Source organism: Klebsiella huaxiensis (assembly GCF_003261575.2).
GTDB lineage: Bacteria > Pseudomonadota > Gammaproteobacteria > Enterobacterales > Enterobacteriaceae > Klebsiella > Klebsiella huaxiensis.
The window spans coordinates 2,821,502-2,837,837 of the sequence record NZ_CP036175.1 but is presented as its reverse complement, the minus strand read 5'-3'; the positions used below and the strand labels follow the sequence as shown (position 1 = coordinate 2,837,837).

The following is a 16,336-nucleotide window of genomic DNA, read 5'->3' as shown; positions in this document are numbered from 1 at the left end:
GCCGTCCGGCATCGGATCAACTGAAGAACTTTTTCATGCCGCGAGTCAACGCCACTCTCTTGAGTTTATCCGTATCCTCATGGCTCTCACTGAAAACGCCGAAAAAGTAGCGCTCATCATCGATAGTTTGCGACACAATCCGATAGCTCAGCGGCTGACCAGATTTTGCGCCGTACTGCGCAGGCGTGACGGAAACTTCTGTCGCGGTATCGGCGACGCTGACTAGCAAGCCATCCCCTTTGCCACCTACCAGCATGACCTTAATTAACGGGTGCACCATATCCCTCCCGGGTTGAGGTCAATGATTAGTTTTCGATAGCCACTGGCTGACAGTTTGCAGCGGGGCCGTCATGACCTGGTTTGCCATTTGCCGGAGCAGGCCGAGTCCCCTCTTTTCCGACAACGGGCGGTAGCGGCACGCCCTCTTTGTCCACCGCAGGCGGCGCTTTCTGACAGGTTGTTGTTTTCGTCGCATCCGCGCCCCAGGCAGGCGTGGACAGATTCAGCAACGCCACGGGAGCAAGCAGTAACGTAACCTTCAGTACATTCTTATAGTTCATACCGACCTTGAGTAAAAAAATAAATTTCTTATGCTGAGCTAAACGCTGATTATTAGTAGCAAAAGCTGACAAATGATGAAGGAAAAAAGAGGAATTGTGAATCTCAATAGCTCTGATTTATCAGTCATCGCTTTGGCAGAAAGCAAGTTATGTGGATTTTATTACTCAGAATAATCTCAATCAATTGAAATATCTGAAAAACCACTAATTCTGGCGAAGGCTTTATGGCGAGGTTGTTTCCTATACTGAAGCGGAAAACAACAACCAAGGTTATATAATGAAGAAACACTATCTGATGCTTTTTCTGGCAGGGACTGCGCTATTGCAGGGCTGCTCGGCTTTTGACAAACACCATGGCGTTAACTGGGGTGAAGGTACCTGCCCAGGGCCTGCGGCAAATGAGCTCAGCGAATCTAAACAACTGATTATTGAAGATGGCAAAACGCTAAAATGCCAGATTCGTCCTTACGTCAGCAATATGGAGTGCCAGGGTATCACTGATAAAACCAACGCCGATGGCGTTGTCTGCCAGAACGGACTTGGGCAGTCGATTATGTTTATTTTTGACGACAAAGGCGTGTTGAAAAAGCACGGCAGCGTATAACTCATCCGGTCTTTAGAAAAATCCTGGAATACAGCCGCAGCGGCCTTTGCATTTGAACTTCTTCCGTCAGCCACTAGACTTGAATGAGTCAAACGAAAGGAGAATCACATGCCATCACAAGATTATGAAAACGACGCGCAAAATCTGGCGGATAAGGTCGGTAACAAAGTCAACGAAATTGCCGGGGAAGCCCAACAGCAATTTGGTGATGCGGTAGATTCGCCTAAGCATCAGTTGAAAGGCGCGGCGCGTAAATACGCGGCCCAGGCGTCAGATGCGGTCTCCGAAGTTTCGGAGCGCGTCAAAGAAAACCCGCTTACCGGATTGCTAGCCGCCGGTGCCATCGGGCTGGTCATTGGTTTACTGGCCGGACGTAAGTGAAATTAGGGCCTTCGGGCCTTAATTTTTTGTGATTACCCCCCCCCCCCCTCAAATCGCCACGACGTTCGCCACATCAAACTGAAAGACATAGGGATCGGACAGGAGCTGGAATTGCTCATCATCAGGGTAGGTTACCGCCACATGGTAATTCTCACCTGCGAATGCTTTGACCGCATCCAGATCCTCCCAGTAAGTCGCCAGAAAGAAATGTTCCCATTCTCCCTGAGTTTCTCGCCTGACAAACGCTCCCGCGTTTCCAGGGATACCCGCAGAATGTTGCACGCCGGTTAACTGCAAATGGTCTGCAAACGCTTCACCAAAATCAACAGGAACACAGCCGTGCCAGGTTCTGACAATCATCTTCAACTTCCTTAAAAAACCGTCAAAGATGCATTTATAACAAAAATAAACCACTTTATGTGATTTTTTATGCACTCCGTGTCTGTACTGAATGGTTCACCAGGTCCACCTCGATCTAACCGTATCGCAACGTCATCCCCGCCACTGACACATCAGCTAAAATTACAGGTATAATCGCAAAAATTTTTCAACGGGTTTAGAAGCGAAAATGACAAAACTCACCTTACAAGAGCAGATGCTAAAAGCAGGACTAGTCACCAGCAAAAAGATGGCTAAAGTCCAGAGAACAGCGAAGAAATCACGAGTTCAGGCTCGCGAAGCAAGAGAGGCTGTGGAAGAAAATAAAAAAGCGCAGCTTGAACGTGACAAACAGCTAAGCGAACAACAAAAACAAGCTGTTTTATCTAAAGAGTATAAAGCTCAGGTGAAGCAGCTCATTGAAATGAACAAAATCGTCATTGCAAAAGGCAATATTGATTTTAACTTCACGGATAACAACTTAATTAAAAAAGTTGTTGTGGATAAGACAACGCAAACTCAGCTGATTAACGGCCGTCTCGCCATTGCGCGGTTGGTTAGTGATGGCAGTGGCGAGAGTGAATACGCAATTATCCCCGCGATCGTGGCCGATAAAATCGCTCAGCGAGATGCGAACAGTATTGTTTTAAACAGCGCGCTGAATCAGGAAGAGCAGGATGAAGATGATCCGTATGCTGATTTTAAAGTGCCCGACGATTTGATGTGGTAATCAGCCGTGCAGACCAGAACTCATCGTCCAGAATGAAATCAACCACCTCCCCAGGAGGTGGTTTAGGGCGGGCTCTGCGCCCGGCTACTATTTCAATCTCCTTCCTGCATCAATGTCTGGGATCGGCAATGATACGTGAGGGGCTACCGTATAAGACGAGAACCTTTTTACCTTCTACAAATAAAGGTGCATTGCCTTGAACGACTGTCATTAGATTACCGTTTTCAGTTTCGATAACATATTCCATCCCCGTCTGTTTAGTCGCAGAGGCTTCAAGTGCTGCGCCAGTGAGACCGCCTACAACAGCTCCACCAATAGCACCCACGATATTGGCGCGAGTGCCGCCACCAATTGCTGAACCAGCTGCTGCTCCTGCGGCTGTACCAGCGGCACCTCCTAATGCGGAGGTGCCACGAATATCAACAGGGCGAGCGCTAATGATCGTTCCAGCAATAGAACGATTAACCATACCCACCGAACCAACGGAATAGCTATTAGGAGAAATCTCCTGTGTGCACCCTGACAACAAAGTGAGCACTGCGATTAAAGCGGCCGTTTTCATTTATCTACCCGGGAAGGGAACATTGGACGGGTAAGGTCAATGCTCTCTAACGCTTGCAAGAATTGTGTAATATTGTTTTGCACTGCGCGGTTAATTGACTCACGGGCACGAACAACTCCCACGAAGGCATATGACGCAGGTACAGTTCCGGTAGATTCAATATCTTGCGTGTAGATAATATCGCCATTAGAGCGGTTAATAATTTCATAGCGCGCAACAGCTTTCGTTGTCATCGACATCCCAAAGCTCGGGACATCCAGCGCTAATACTTTCACATTAAGACTAACCGTATTTGAGGAGTTATCTTTAAAAATTGCCATGCGGTCAAGCGCTTCTTGTAACGAATCGCGCCAAATAGGCGTAATAACCTCCATTCCCGCCGTGACATCACCTTTCTGCTCATCTGGACGAGCAAGCGATACCGTGAGTGATTTTAGTTGTGCATCAATTTTCTTTTGGCTAACACCTACGCTTGGTGTAGAAAAATTCAGAGGTGGAGCGCTGGTACATCCAGTTAAAGATCCAATGACAACGGCAATTAATAGTAGTTTTTTCATCATTTATCCCCATTAGTATCATGGGTATGATAGCGGAATAAACAATCAAAAAGTATTGATTTTAATCAGTTACTTAAATGATGATATAAACCACTTCCTGCACATAACTTTTTAATTGTTTTGCTCCACCATGTCTTAGGGTCTCTGATGCGGATGACAGGCTCATTATGCCTGACAACATTAGTAGCTGGCTAGATTGGACCCAAGTTAGGGATAGCTACGTGAATTACCTCTGGCATTTTCTCAGAATACAAAACCCATTTTAGGGAAGAATTTTAGAGGGATTTGGGCACGAAACTATTACTCAAAAACCGGGTTTATCGCCCGGTTCTCTTTTCCCTGGCTAAACGCCCTGCTCGCTCAGCCCGCGATTTTCCAGCATCGGTTCGATTTTAGGATCGTGCCCGCGCCACTGCCGATACAGTTCAGCTAAATCAGTGCTATTGCCGCGCGACAAAATCGCCTCGCGGAAGCGCTGGCCGTTTTCGCGGGTTAAACCGCCCTTCTCAACGAACCACTGGTAGCCGTCGTCCGCCAGCATCTGCGTCCATAGGTAGGCGTAATAGCCTGCCGCGTAGCCGCCGCCGAAAATATGTGAGAAGTAACTGCTGCGATAACGCGGTGGCACGGCGGAAAGATCCATATTCTCCGCTTGCAGCGCCGTCGCTTCGAAGGTATCAACATCCTGCGGCAGCTTTTCCGTCGATACGCTGTGCCAGTGCATATCCAGCAGCGCCGCCGCGAGCAGCTCGCTCATGTCGTAACCTTTATTAAACTTCGCCGCCCGGAACATGCTATCACGTAACGCTTCCGGCATGGCTTCACCGGTTTGATGATGCCGCGCATAGTGGGCGAATACCTGTGGTTCGCTGGCCCAGTGTTCAAAAATCTGTGACGGGAACTCAACAAAATCACGCGGCGTATTCGTGCCTGAGAGGCTGGCATACCGCTGGCTGGCAAACAGACCATGCAGCGTATGACCAAACTCGTGGAATAACGTAATCACCTCATCCCACGACAGCAATGCGCTGTGGCCAGCCTTGGGTTTCTGATAGTTACAGACGTTGTAGATGACCGGATGCTGCGCGCGCAAAGTTGATTGCTCAACAAAAACGCCCATCCACGCCCCGCCGCTTTTGCTATCTCGGGCGAAAAAATCACCATAAAACAGCGCAATCCCCTCACCGTTCGCGTCAAAAATTTCCCATACCTGCACATCTGGGTGATAAACCGGGATATCAAAACGCTCAACAAAGCGGATGCCAAACAACTGAGAAGCGGCCCAGAATACGCCGTCGCGCAGGACGCGGTCGAGGGCGAAATACGGCTTTAGTTGCGCTTCGTCGATAGAATACTTCGCCCGGCGCACCTGTTCGCCATAGTAGAGCCAGTCCCAGGCCGCAGCCTGAAAATCGCCGCCTTCATTATCGACAACCTGCTGAATATCCGCCAGCTCCTGCTCGGCTCTGGCTCGCGCAGCAGGGGCTATCCGCCGCATAAAGGCAAAGGCCTGCTCAGGGGTTCTTGCCATCTGGTCAGCCATCGACCAGCTGGCATAATCAGCAGTCCCAAGCAGTTGCGCTTTACGGGCCCGGATCTCCGCGAGCCGCAATACCAGCTCGCGGGTATCATTGGCATCGCCTTTTTGGTTACGCGTCCAACCCGCCGCGAACAGGTTTTCTCGCGTCTGCCTGTCCTGCAGGGAAAGCAGCGCGGGTTGCTGAGTCGTATTAAGCAGCGCAAGCAACCAGCGGTCCTTTAAGCCTTTCTCCTGCGCCGCTTCTGCCGCTGCGTTTATTTCATCCTCACTAAGACCTTCCAACTGGTGGGCGTAATCTACAACCAGACCACCGGACTTCACCGCCCCCAACAAACGCTGCTGAAACTGACTTTGCAGGGTCGCAGCTTCCGTATTCAGCGCCCGCAGCACCGTTTTTTGCTCTTCTGCCAACATTGCGCCTGCAAGGGTGAAACGTTGCCAGGTCACCTCCAGCAAACGCATGGATTCAGCGTCCAGAGAGAGAGAATCACGCTGCTGCCAAACCTGTTTTACACGCTCAAATAGCGCCTCATTGAGCCAGATATTGTTGCCCAGTTCAGCCAGTTCAGCAGAAAACTGCTCATCCAGCTCCTGAATTATCGGGTTGGTATCCGCTCCAGCCATAGCGAAGAAGACGCTTGTCACCCGCGCCAGCAGCTGCCCGCTCTGCTCCAGAGCCACCAGCGTATTGGTAAAATCCGCCGGAGCCGGGTTATTAACGATCGCGCTAATCTCTTCACGTTGACGCCGTACGCCTTCATCAAAGGCCGGGCGGTAATGGCTATCTGAAATCAAATCAAAACGCGGTGCCTGGTAAGGCAGCAGGCTGACGCTTAAAAAAGGGTTGTTGTCCAACATCATCATCTCCTGAACACGATTATCCTGTAAGATTAGGCAACTCATTGATTGACCGCAATGATTTCCCCGCTCGTCAAATGTTGTCCGACGATTTCCATTACCCGTCGCCGATATCGCGTGCTATGGTATAAATACACAAAAAGCGTTGAGGAACAGTAAGATGATTATCCTGGTTACCGGAGCAACAGCAGGTTTTGGTGAAAGTATTACTCGCCGTTTTGTCGCTAACGGTCACAAAGTTATTGCCACCGGGCGTCGCGAAGAGCGCCTGAAGACGCTGAAGGATGAGCTGGGCGAGAGCATTTATACCGCGCAGTTGGACGTGCGTAATCGTGCGGCTATCGAAGAGATGATCGCCGGGCTGCCCGCGGAGTGGCAAGCCATTGACGTTCTGGTTAATAACGCCGGACTGGCGCTGGGGCTCGAACCCGCACACAAAGCCAGCGTTGAAGACTGGGAAGATATGATTGACACCAACAATAAAGGGCTGGTGTACATGACCCGTGCGGTTCTGCCTGGCATGGTTGAACGTAACCGCGGTCATATCGTCAACATCGGTTCAGTCGCTGGTAGCTGGCCTTATGCTGGCGGTAACGTCTACGGCGCGACGAAGGCTTTTGTCCGCCAGTTTAGTCTGAATCTGCGCGCCGACCTTCACGGCACCGCCGTTCGCGTGACCGATATTGAACCCGGTCTGGTAGGCGGAACAGAATTCTCTAACGTGCGCTTTAAAGGTGATGACGCCAAAGCAGACAAAGCTTACGAGAATACGCAAGCCCTGACGCCAGAAGATGTAACCGAAGCGGTCTGGTGGGTCGCAACCCTACCGAAACACGTCAATATCAACACCCTTGAAATGATGCCAGTCAGCCAGAGTTTTGCTGGTCTGAACGTTCACCGTCAGGGCTAAGCTCAACGACCCGGTCAGCAGACCGGGTCTGGGCTGGAAAGCAAAAAACGCGTAAAATAGCGCAAAATTCCATTTATAAGTAAGCACAATGGCCGCAGAATCCCAACTGAATCCGACACAGCCTGTAAACCAGCAAATTTATCGTATCCTTCGTCGGGATATCGTCCATTGCCTGATCCCGCCCGGCACCCCACTGTCTGAAAAGGAAGTTTCCGTGCGCTTTGACGTTTCTCGTCAGCCAGTGCGTGAAGCCTTTATTAAACTGGCGGAAAACGGCCTGATTCAGATTCGCCCACAGCGCGGCAGCTATGTGAACAAGATTTCCCTCTCGCAGGTGCGTAATGGGTGTTTTGTCCGCCAGGCCATTGAATGCGCTGTGGTGCGCCGCGCCGCCGGGATGGTGAATGATGAACAGCTCTATCAGCTTGAGCAAAATCTCAATCAGCAGCGTGCTGCGGTCGAACGCCAACAGTTAAATGATTTCTTTCAGCTGGATGATGAATTTCACCAGAAGCTCTCGCAAATTGCCGACTGCCAGTTAGCCTGGGATACCGTCGAAAATATTAAAGCCACCATTGACCGGGTGCGTTACATGAGTCTCGATCACGTCACTCCTCCCGATATGATGCTGCGCCAGCATTATGATATTTTCCAGCCGCTGGTCGCCCGTAACCCGGATGCCGTAGAAAAGGCGATGAGCCTGCACCTGCAGGAAATTAGTGAGTCCGTTCTGCTTGTACGTCAGGAAAATAGCGACTGGTTCAGCGAAGAGTAGAAATATAGATAGCGGCAGAGTCCCTCACCTGCCGCTAAATGCTCAGGCTATCGATGTTATCTAATCACCAGAACTGGTATTTTAGCGTAGCGAATAATCGACTCGGCGTTGGATCCCAACAGATGAGTAGAAATGCCCGGCTTACGCGAGCCAATCACAATCACGTCATAGTCATCATTACTGCCGATCGCTAAGATTTCATCACGCACGTTACCAAACACGACCCGGGAGTGAATGCGTTCAGCAGGAATTGAGAACAGACGGGACAGCGACTTCATCTTTTTCTCTGACTCCTCCCGCATATATGCTTCAAATTTACGAATATCGGCTGCGAAACCGCGCAGAACTGAGCTACTGCTGTTTGGCAATACGTTCAGCAGCGTGATTTCACCTTCATCCGCTGAGGCCAAAAACTCCGCATGGCGAACGGCTTTGTCACTTAAATCCATTTCAAAAACGTCTACGGGCAACAATATTTTCTTGTACATAGTCCGTTCTCCTTTTCTCAAGAAACTAAATAATTTAAGCCATCATGCCATATTTATCACAACGGGAGAACAACACATTCGCCAAATAAATATTTAATTCATTAAAATAAATATAAACTATATATAGTTAGCTGTGGATAGCTAAAGTTATGTGTATTCAACGATCTGGATCAATTTTTACGCTGATGGTTTGATTTGCATTAACCGATAATCGAGGTCGTTCCCCTCACCTGCAGATGCTAAAAAATCAGAATCTGAAGTAACGCTCAGCATTATCATGACAAATATTTCTGACCATCCGGGATAAAATCTCCTGATCGTCAGGCACTTCTCCGCAGGCAACCCAATCACCAATAAGGTTACAAACAATTCGTCGGAAATAGTCGTGGCGGGTATAAGAGACAAAACTACGCGAATCCGTAAGCATACCGACAAAATGCATCAGCAACCCCTGATCGGCCAACGTATTTAACTGGTTCTCCATACCGCGACGGGTGTCGTTAAACCACCAGCCGGAACCCAACTGCAAAGGCGATTTCACACCATTATCCGCCGTCTGAAAGTTGGCCATTGTCGAGGCGACAATATCGTTATCATTGGCGTTAAGATTGTAGAAAATGATTTTTGGTAATGCACTATTGCGTGCCAGAGCATCGAGAAACTGGTTCAGATGTACCGCAAGCAGAGACTGATCCAGTATCGAGTCGAACCCTTTATTTTGCCCTAAACGTGAGAACATCGTACTATTGTTATCACGAATCGCCCCGAAATGAATTTGCATCGCCCAATCACGCTGCCTGTAATGGCGGGCTAAAAGAAGATAGATCGCACTGTTTAAGCTCGTCTGCTCATCTGTGGTTAGTTTTTTTCCTTGCCGTTTTCTGCAAAAAATTGACTCTACCTCTGACTGCGTTGCGCAATTCCAGCAAATAAACTGCGGCCCATGATCGGAAATACGGCAACCGACCTGATGGAAATGGTCAATACGCTGACCTATAGCTTTATCAAAATCATTAAACGTCTTGATGGCAAAACCGCTGACCTGCGAGAATCTGTCGATAAACAAGCTAAACGCATGGGTATCAGCGACGAAAAGCTCATCGGGACGAAAAGTCGGTAATACTTTCACTTCAAAGTTGGACTCATTCTTTAACTGCTGATGGAAGTGCAAAGAGTCGAGTAGCGAATCCGTGGTGCAGATAACTTCAACATTCGACCGCTTAATGAGTTCTCGAGGTGAAAACTCTTTTTGGCCAATGAGCGCATTGCAGTGCGCCATGATTCTCTGCCAGTTTTGGCTGTTTAGCGTTTCTTCACAACCGAAATAGGCATGCAGTTCAAGATGCGTCCAGTGATATAACGGATTGCCAAAGCAGGATTCGACCGTCAACGCCCATGCGCGGAATTTTTCATCTGCACTGGCATCGCCAGTAATATATCGCTCATCAATACCGTTGGCGCGCATCGCGCGCCATTTATAGTGATCGCCCGCCAGCCATAGATCTGCTATATGGTTGAAAGATTTATTTTCATAAATATCTCTGGCATCAAGGTGACAATGATAATCAATAATCGGTAACGATTTTGCCACCTCATTGTAAAGTTTCACACCGGGTGCATTGTTGATCATAAACGAAGCGTTAACTAGCGGCATACATAACCTCAAATAATATGAAAAAGTAAGACCGTAAATACTCAATTTACGGTCTTACCCTATGTTATATAATATTGATGCAATCAAGATTTACATCAGCGTCTGTGGCAGGAACAAAGTAATAGACGGAAAGATCACCAGCATCGCAATGAATACAAAGAATGCGATCAGATAAGGAATTGAAGCTCTGACAAATGCGACCGTACTGCAGTTTAAGATCCCGCAAACAGTATACATACAGATCCCCACAGGGGGTGTATTGGCTCCCAATAGGGTCAGTACCACAAAAACCAAACCGAAATGTATCGGATCAAATCCAGCCTCAACCGCAATGGGTAATAGAATGGGGGTCAGGAGCAATATAATAACACTACCATCAAACAACATCCCCGCAACCGCAATTAAAGCCAATAGCAGGACCAGAATACCATAACGATTTTCCGTAATCTGGATAATGGCCTCGGCGAGCTGCTGCGGAATTTGATCGAGAATAGTGATATGTCCGAGAATCGCCGCAGACATAATCAATAGCATAACGACGCCGATATCGCTAATGGTTTCCTTCAGAACTTCCCATAATGTGGCGTTATCAAGGGCTTTATAGACATAGCGGCCAATAACAAAGGCGTATAAAACAATAAACGCGCCTGCTTCCGTGGTAGTAAAAATACCCAACCGGATAACAACAATTAAAACAACCGGGAACATAAGCGCCCAGAAGCTATTTTTAAAACTCAGCCAAACCTCTTTCCTGTTTGGTAACGAAGCCATTTCCGGTTTAATATTGATGCGCCGGGCAAGAATATAGTTTGTCACCATAATAATGATAGTTAGCAGCAATCCCGGAAAAATCCCGGCAATAAACAGTTTTCCAATGGAAACGTTGCCGACAAAACCATACAAGATCAGCAGGATACTCGGTGGAATGGTCGCTGTAATCAACGAACTAAACGCAATAACCGCGGCGCTAAACGCTTTCGGATATCCGCGAGCGACCATCGGTAAACCCAGGACGCGCGCCTGCATTGCCGCATCTGCGGTAGCTGAACCAGAAACGCCCCCCAGCAAACACGCCAAAAGCACGTTGATCTGCGCCAGACCACCGACCATCCATCCCGAGATGATACGGGCAAAATCGAGTAGACGATGGGTAACACCTGATTTATTCAGTAAATTCCCAACAAGGAGAAATAATGGTGTTGCCAGAATAGGAAAAGATTGAGTCGGCGCGGAAAATTTTTGAAAAGCAATACCGACTGGCAAAAAATCAGCGGTAAAAAAATAGCTCAGGCTGGATATCGCAATAACCATCCCTACCGGCATGCCAACAATCAATAACACCACAAACAGGGCGACGGTTAAGAGCATATCTCGACCTTATTTTTTTGCTGTTTTTCCTGACAACCGCCGAATAAAAACTCCAGCGAGGTAAAAAGCATGAGAAGACATCCAGTAGGTACTGCGCTATTCAACCAGGCCAGTGATAACTCAGTAACCGGCAGAACCTGAAGATGAGTGGTGATAACGAAGTTAAAACCGTACCAGACGCCACATAATAAAAAACCAAGAATAATAATTTCATTCCCCCACAGACATACTCTTTTTAATTTTTGCGGAAAAAAATTGGCTACGGCATCAATACCAATATGGCGGCGAACCTGGAAAGCGTAATCAATAGCAAACATACTAATCCACGCGAAAATTACCATGGCAATTTCTAACGACCAAATAAGAGGATGACCGATAGCTCGTCCCACGCCTCCGGCAAGAATAATGATAACGATCGCAACCAAGCCAATACGCGCAAATGCGAGTTCAAACTGGCGAAAAACTTTCATTTTTAACCTCAATGCTGCGAACGGGGGCTATTCACCCCCGAGGTAATTTTAGTTAGTAACGCTTTTTACCTGTTCAAGTGCAGATTCCAGACCCAGTTTTTTCGTGACATAGGCGCAGGCATCAACAAAAGGCTTAACATCAACTTCAGAAACCGTCATTCCTTTGCTCGCCATATCCGCCAACATGTTATCTCCGGCGGCAATAGTATTATCGGAAGCGATATCGCCGTTCTTCTGTGCCTCTTCTTTCAGGATTGTCTGCTGTTCAGGCGTTAACGTGGATAACCATTTTTCTGAAACAATAATGCCGGTCATTAAATGTATATGGTTTGTTTTAGTGATGAACTTTGTGATTTCATACAATTTAGAACCATATACCGCAGTGGGTTGCGCCTCAGCGGCATCAACGACGCCAGTTTGAATAGATGAGTAAATTTCAGACCAGGATAGAGGCGTTGGCGCGCCCCCCATGCACTTAATCGTTTCGATGGTTACCGGCGCTTCCAGTGCACGAACCCTCACGCCGGATAAATCTTCAGGTTTCTGTACCGGTTTCTGCGTCACCAGCATACGAGCCCCCTGATACCAGTTAAATGATAGAGGTATGAGTCCTGAATTCTTCGCCATTTGTTCACTCCATTGAGCAAAAACAGGGCTATTAATAAAGGTTTTAATCGTCTGGTAATCTTTAAAAACAAAAGGAGCGGGAATAATAGCCATTTCTGGCACAAATTGCGCCAGACGGGCACCATCAACGATAACACCAACGTTGCTTCCCGCCTGGGCATGCTGCAACAGTTCGTTATCAGCCCCAAGCTGTCCGCTCGAAAACAGTTTTATTTTAATATCACCATTAGTGCGCGACTCAACGTTTTTCTTAAAGGACTGCAATCCCTTGTAGATAGGGTCATCAGGAGATAAAGAGGTACTTACGTTTAGTGATTCAGCCCCATTACATACGCCAACGATCAATAACGGCAGTACACAGACTGTTTTGGCCAACCATTTGCATTTATTATTTAAATCACGCATTCCTGCACCTTTTCTGATTGATTAGATATCGTTCCATGCCAATTTACCAGCAATCATCATGCGGGATTTAATCACCAGACCTACTACCATACAAGTTGGCGCTATTAAAAAACCATCAATGATCACACTAATATAGATATATATTTGGCACACTAATCGAGAAGGGTGTTGAAATAAGAATGATGAATTAATTAATCATACAGTGTGAGCACAAATATTATTTAATACTCTCTGCAGAGTCTTTGTTCCGCATCTGATGAAAGCAGAGCCGGATCTAAAATCAATAATGGGAAATCCAGGCAGGATACATCGTAGGATTGCGAGCGATAATGCCGCCAGTAAGGCGGCATCAGAATGGAGAAATTTAGTTGGCCTGGGCCCACGCAGCAACGGTGGCTTTTGCGCCGCGCTTTTGCAGTGCTAAATAGGCGTTAGTGACCGCATCTACGAAGCGACCTTCCTGTACCAGAGTCTGACCGAAAATGGCTTCAATACCCAGCAATGCCTTCACTCGCCCTTCACCTTCTTCGCTGTTGCGCACAGTCTCGGCAATCACCGGCAGCAACGGGTCAGAAATTTCAATTGCCTGTCCCTGGTCATCAACGCCGCTGACATAGCGCATCCAGCCCGCAACGCCCATCGCCAGCAGAGTAAAGTCGCTGCCATGTGCCAGATGCCAACGAATCGAATCCAGCATGCGCTGTGGCAGCTTCTGACTACCGTCCATCGCTATCTGCCAGGTGCGGTGCTGCAATGCCGGATTGCTGTAGCGGTCGATAAGTAAACCAGCATAACGTGCAAGATCAACGCCCTGTACTTTCAGCGTCGGAGCCTGTTCATTCAGCATCAGTACATGCGCGGCACGGCGATAGTTGTCGTCCAGCATACAATCATTAATATGCTGATAACCAGCCAGATAACCCAGGTAAGCCAGGAAGGAGTGGCTACCGTTGAGCATACGCAGCTTCATTTCCTCAAACGGCAGCACGTCAGATACCAGTTCAGCGCCCGCCTTTTGCCATTCAGGACGACCGGCAACAAAATTATCTTCAATAACCCACTGGCGGAACGGTTCACAGGCGACACCAGCAGGATCGCGCACGCCGGTGAGTTGTTCAATTTTGTCCAGCGTATCCGCTGTAACGGCCGGGACGATGCGGTCAACCATCGTGGATGGAAAGGTAACATTGTGCACAATCCATTCAGCGAGTTCGGCATCAACTGCACGTGCATAGGCACAAACGACATTACGCATCACGCGGCCGTTTTCCGGCATATTATCGCAGGACATGACGCTAAATGCGGCCAGCCCAGCCGCTTTGCGTCGTGCCAAAGCTTCCACAACCACGCCCGGCGCTGATTTTGGCTGATGCGGGTTTTGCAAGTCGGCGACAATCAGCGGGTGATCCAGCTGTAGTTCACCGCTCGCTGGGGAGTGGCAGTAACCTTTTTCAGTAATGGTCAATGAGACAATGGCGACCTGCGGTTCACACATTTTCGCCAGCACGCTTTCCAGACTATCCACCTGGGCGTGCATTGCCTGCTTCACCACGCCGACAACGCGAGCAGTCCAGGCATCTGCCGACATCTCGGCGACGGTATACAGCAAATCCTGCTGTTGCAGGTCGGCAATCTGTTGCTCGCCGCCGATTAAATTCACTTCGGTATAACCCCAGTCGCTGCCGTGTTCTGTTGCCAGAATATCGGCATATACCGCCTGGTGGGCGCGATGGAATGCGCCAAATCCCAGGTGGACGATACGCGGAACGAGCCGGTTGCGATCGTAAGAAGGCAGCGTGGCATTAGCTGTTAAAAGCGTGTTTTCCATGGTGACTCTCATTTTATGATGTTCAAAAATCCATTCTCGATAAGAATGGCTCAGTGATATAAACCATCTCATATGATTGGTATAACACCTTTGATTTTCATCAACTACCATACAAGAAGATAACGTCGTTATATATTCAGCATATTTTGCATGAAGGGATAGAAAATGCCGGGCTAAAAGCCCGGCAGATTTTTATTTACAACTATCATCAAGGTGCGGACTCTATGGAACTCAAATATATTGTCCGTTGCCGACCGTTTTTTTCTCTGGCGTACAATCTGCAGCATCATTGAGCAAACTCAAATCACGGTCGCGGACTTCTGGCATCAGAATGGCAGAAATTAAACCAATGATTGAATAACAAACCAGCATAATAACGATGGGCATCCATGAGCCGGTCATATTACAGAAAATACCAGCCAGTACGGGACCAAACCCTACTGCAACTAAGCCGCCCGCCTCTTTCGAAATCGCCATACGGGTAAAGCGATTACGGGAACCAAACAGCTCGGCCATGGTAATATTTTCCAGAGCAAAAAGACCTAACACCGCCACATTATGAATCACAATCAATGACGCCATAATAGTGCTTGCGCTATAGCTCTTATCTACAATTATCGACAGCATCGGGTAAGCCAGAATAATCGCCGAAATATTGATGATAATGTAAGGTACGCGACGACCTATTTTATCTGATAGCCACCCCAGGAAAGGAATAGTGATAAAGCCAATAACTGAGCTAATCATTAATGCGTCAGTTGGTATACCTTTATCAAACAATAATGTTTGTACCAGATAACCTGCGAGGAATGTTTGCAGTAAGCCGGAGTTACCTGCTTGCCCAAAGCGCAGACCCGTCGCCAGCCAGAAGGACTTGCTTTTCAGCATCGCACCGAGGGTGTTCTCACTAGCCGCAGTCTCTTCCTGTAAAACATTTTCTTCACTAACCTGTTCAAATACTGGACTTTCTTTCAGGTTCAGACGTAACCAGATAGCAAAAATCATCACCACAACGCTTGCCAGGAACGGAACACGCCATCCCCAAGCGACGAGCTGTTCGCGGTCCAGTACGAAGAACATGAACGCCCAGATGGCCGTGGCGCTTAACGTTCCGCAGTTGGTTCCCATCGCAACCAGCGAAGAGATAATGCCGCGCTTACCTTTTGGCGCATATTCTGCCAGCATGGTACCCGCTCCGGAAATTTCAGCCCCAGCGCCTAATCCCTGAACGATACGTAAAGTGACCAGCAATACCGGCGCTAAAATACCGACCTGTGCATAGGTTGGCAGAACGCCAATCAGGGTGGTACAAATCCCCATCATGGTGATAGTAATAAACAGGACTCTTTTACGCCCTATACTGTCACCCATCTTACCAAAAAAGAATGCCCCGACGATTCGCGCAATATACCCTGCGCCATAAGTCCCCATTGCCAGAATAAGCGCCATGGCAGCAGATTGTTCAGGGAAAAATATTTCATGAAAAACCAGCGCCGCGCCAAGAGAATAGAGCTGGAAGTCCATAAACTCCAGCGCGGTACCTAACCAACCAGATACGGCTGCACGAATGAGATCTGATGTTGTTCTCTCATTTTTAACTGTAGTCATAATGATTATCTCTAATTGTAGGATATAGAGTCC

18 protein-coding genes are annotated in these 16,336 nt (G+C 48.1%); 5 read left to right on the top strand and 13 right to left on the bottom strand.

Going from position 1 to position 16,336, the window contains the following annotated elements; translation table 11 throughout:
• Nucleotides 1-16 precede the first annotated feature (16 nt).
• Entirely contained in the window at nt 17-277 is a 261-nt protein-coding gene (locus DA718_RS13650; protein WP_112214426.1) for a hypothetical protein, read from the bottom strand.
• Between the two features lie 28 nt (nt 278-305).
• A complete protein-coding gene (locus DA718_RS13645) occupies nt 306-560 on the bottom strand; it encodes a hypothetical protein (protein ID WP_112214427.1) in 255 nt (84 codons plus the stop codon).
• Nucleotides 561-837: 277 nt separating this feature from the next.
• Here DA718_RS13645 and DA718_RS13640 point away from each other — a divergent pair, with 277 nt between their 5' ends.
• Nucleotides 838-1,164 (top strand): hypothetical protein, encoded by a 327-nt coding sequence (locus DA718_RS13640; protein ID WP_112214293.1) that lies wholly within the window; start codon nt 838-840, stop codon nt 1,162-1,164.
• A 108-nt stretch (nt 1,165-1,272) separates the two neighbouring features.
• Nucleotides 1,273-1,545, top strand: coding sequence for an ElaB/YgaM/YqjD family protein (locus DA718_RS13635; protein ID WP_112214294.1), 273 nt, complete (start codon nt 1,273-1,275; stop codon nt 1,543-1,545).
• Nucleotides 1,546-1,593: 48 nt separating this feature from the next.
• Here DA718_RS13635 and DA718_RS13630 read toward each other — a convergent pair whose 3' ends face one another.
• Entirely contained in the window at nt 1,594-1,905 is a 312-nt protein-coding gene (locus DA718_RS13630; RefSeq protein ID WP_112214295.1) for a hypothetical protein, read from the bottom strand.
• 208 nt (nt 1,906-2,113) lie between these two features.
• Here DA718_RS13630 and DA718_RS13625 point away from each other — a divergent pair, with 208 nt between their 5' ends.
• Nucleotides 2,114-2,653, top strand: coding sequence for a DUF2058 domain-containing protein (locus DA718_RS13625; protein WP_112214296.1), 540 nt, complete (start codon nt 2,114-2,116; stop codon nt 2,651-2,653).
• 109 nt (nt 2,654-2,762) lie between these two features.
• Here the strand turns inward: DA718_RS13625 and DA718_RS13620 are convergent, their stop codons facing one another.
• From DA718_RS13620 to dcp, 3 genes are all read right to left on the bottom strand, one after another.
• Nucleotides 2,763-3,215 (bottom strand): hypothetical protein, encoded by a 453-nt coding sequence (locus tag DA718_RS13620; RefSeq protein WP_112214297.1) that lies wholly within the window; start codon nt 3,213-3,215, stop codon nt 2,763-2,765.
• Nucleotides 3,212-3,775 (bottom strand): YajG family lipoprotein, encoded by a 564-nt coding sequence (locus DA718_RS30685; RefSeq protein WP_227016002.1) that lies wholly within the window; start codon nt 3,773-3,775, stop codon nt 3,212-3,214. The genes DA718_RS13620 and DA718_RS30685 overlap by 4 nt, the downstream gene beginning before the upstream one ends.
• Before the next feature lie 340 nt (nt 3,776-4,115).
• Nucleotides 4,116-6,170 carry a peptidyl-dipeptidase Dcp gene (dcp, locus tag DA718_RS13610; RefSeq protein WP_112214299.1) on the bottom strand — a complete coding sequence of 685 codons (2,055 nt, stop codon included), beginning with the start codon at nt 6,168-6,170 and terminating at the stop codon, nt 4,116-4,118.
• A gap of 160 nt (nt 6,171-6,330) precedes the next feature.
• On the opposite strand from dcp, the gene ydfG reads away from it, so the two are divergent.
• Both ydfG and DA718_RS13600 read left to right on the top strand, forming a co-directional pair.
• Nucleotides 6,331-7,080, top strand: a complete 750-nt coding sequence (gene ydfG / locus DA718_RS13605) for a bifunctional NADP-dependent 3-hydroxy acid dehydrogenase/3-hydroxypropionate dehydrogenase YdfG (protein ID WP_112214300.1) — start codon at nt 6,331-6,333, stop codon at nt 7,078-7,080.
• Nucleotides 7,081-7,168: 88 nt separating this feature from the next.
• Nucleotides 7,169-7,855: a GntR family transcriptional regulator gene (locus tag DA718_RS13600; RefSeq protein ID WP_110274099.1), complete on the top strand. Its 687-nt coding sequence runs from the start codon at nt 7,169-7,171 to the stop codon at nt 7,853-7,855.
• A 56-nt stretch (nt 7,856-7,911) separates the two neighbouring features.
• On the opposite strand, the gene DA718_RS13595 is transcribed toward DA718_RS13600, so the two are convergent.
• The 7 genes from DA718_RS13595 to DA718_RS13565 all read right to left on the bottom strand — a co-directional run bounded on the left by DA718_RS13595 (nt 7,912) and on the right by DA718_RS13565 (nt 16,303).
• Entirely contained in the window at nt 7,912-8,343 is a 432-nt protein-coding gene (locus DA718_RS13595; RefSeq protein ID WP_112214301.1) for a universal stress protein, read from the bottom strand.
• Nucleotides 8,344-8,590: 247 nt separating this feature from the next.
• Nucleotides 8,591-9,997, bottom strand: a complete 1,407-nt coding sequence (gene uxaC, locus DA718_RS13590; RefSeq protein WP_112214302.1) for a glucuronate isomerase — start codon at nt 9,995-9,997, stop codon at nt 8,591-8,593.
• A 90-nt stretch (nt 9,998-10,087) separates the two neighbouring features.
• Nucleotides 10,088-11,365 (bottom strand): TRAP transporter large permease, encoded by a 1,278-nt coding sequence (locus DA718_RS13585; RefSeq protein WP_112214303.1) that lies wholly within the window; start codon nt 11,363-11,365, stop codon nt 10,088-10,090.
• Nucleotides 11,356-11,835, bottom strand: coding sequence for a TRAP transporter small permease (locus DA718_RS13580; RefSeq protein ID WP_112214304.1), 480 nt, complete (start codon nt 11,833-11,835; stop codon nt 11,356-11,358). The genes DA718_RS13585 and DA718_RS13580 overlap by 10 nt, the downstream gene beginning before the upstream one ends.
• Before the next feature lie 48 nt (nt 11,836-11,883).
• Nucleotides 11,884-12,867 (bottom strand): C4-dicarboxylate TRAP transporter substrate-binding protein, encoded by a 984-nt coding sequence (locus DA718_RS13575; RefSeq protein WP_112214305.1) that lies wholly within the window; start codon nt 12,865-12,867, stop codon nt 11,884-11,886.
• A 364-nt stretch (nt 12,868-13,231) separates the two neighbouring features.
• Nucleotides 13,232-14,695, bottom strand: coding sequence for a mannitol dehydrogenase family protein (locus tag DA718_RS13570; protein ID WP_112214306.1), 1,464 nt, complete (start codon nt 14,693-14,695; stop codon nt 13,232-13,234).
• Between the two features lie 231 nt (nt 14,696-14,926).
• Nucleotides 14,927-16,303 carry an MFS transporter gene (locus tag DA718_RS13565; RefSeq protein ID WP_110274174.1) on the bottom strand — a complete coding sequence of 459 codons (1,377 nt, stop codon included), beginning with the start codon at nt 16,301-16,303 and terminating at the stop codon, nt 14,927-14,929.
• Nucleotides 16,304-16,336: the final 33 nt, after the last annotated feature.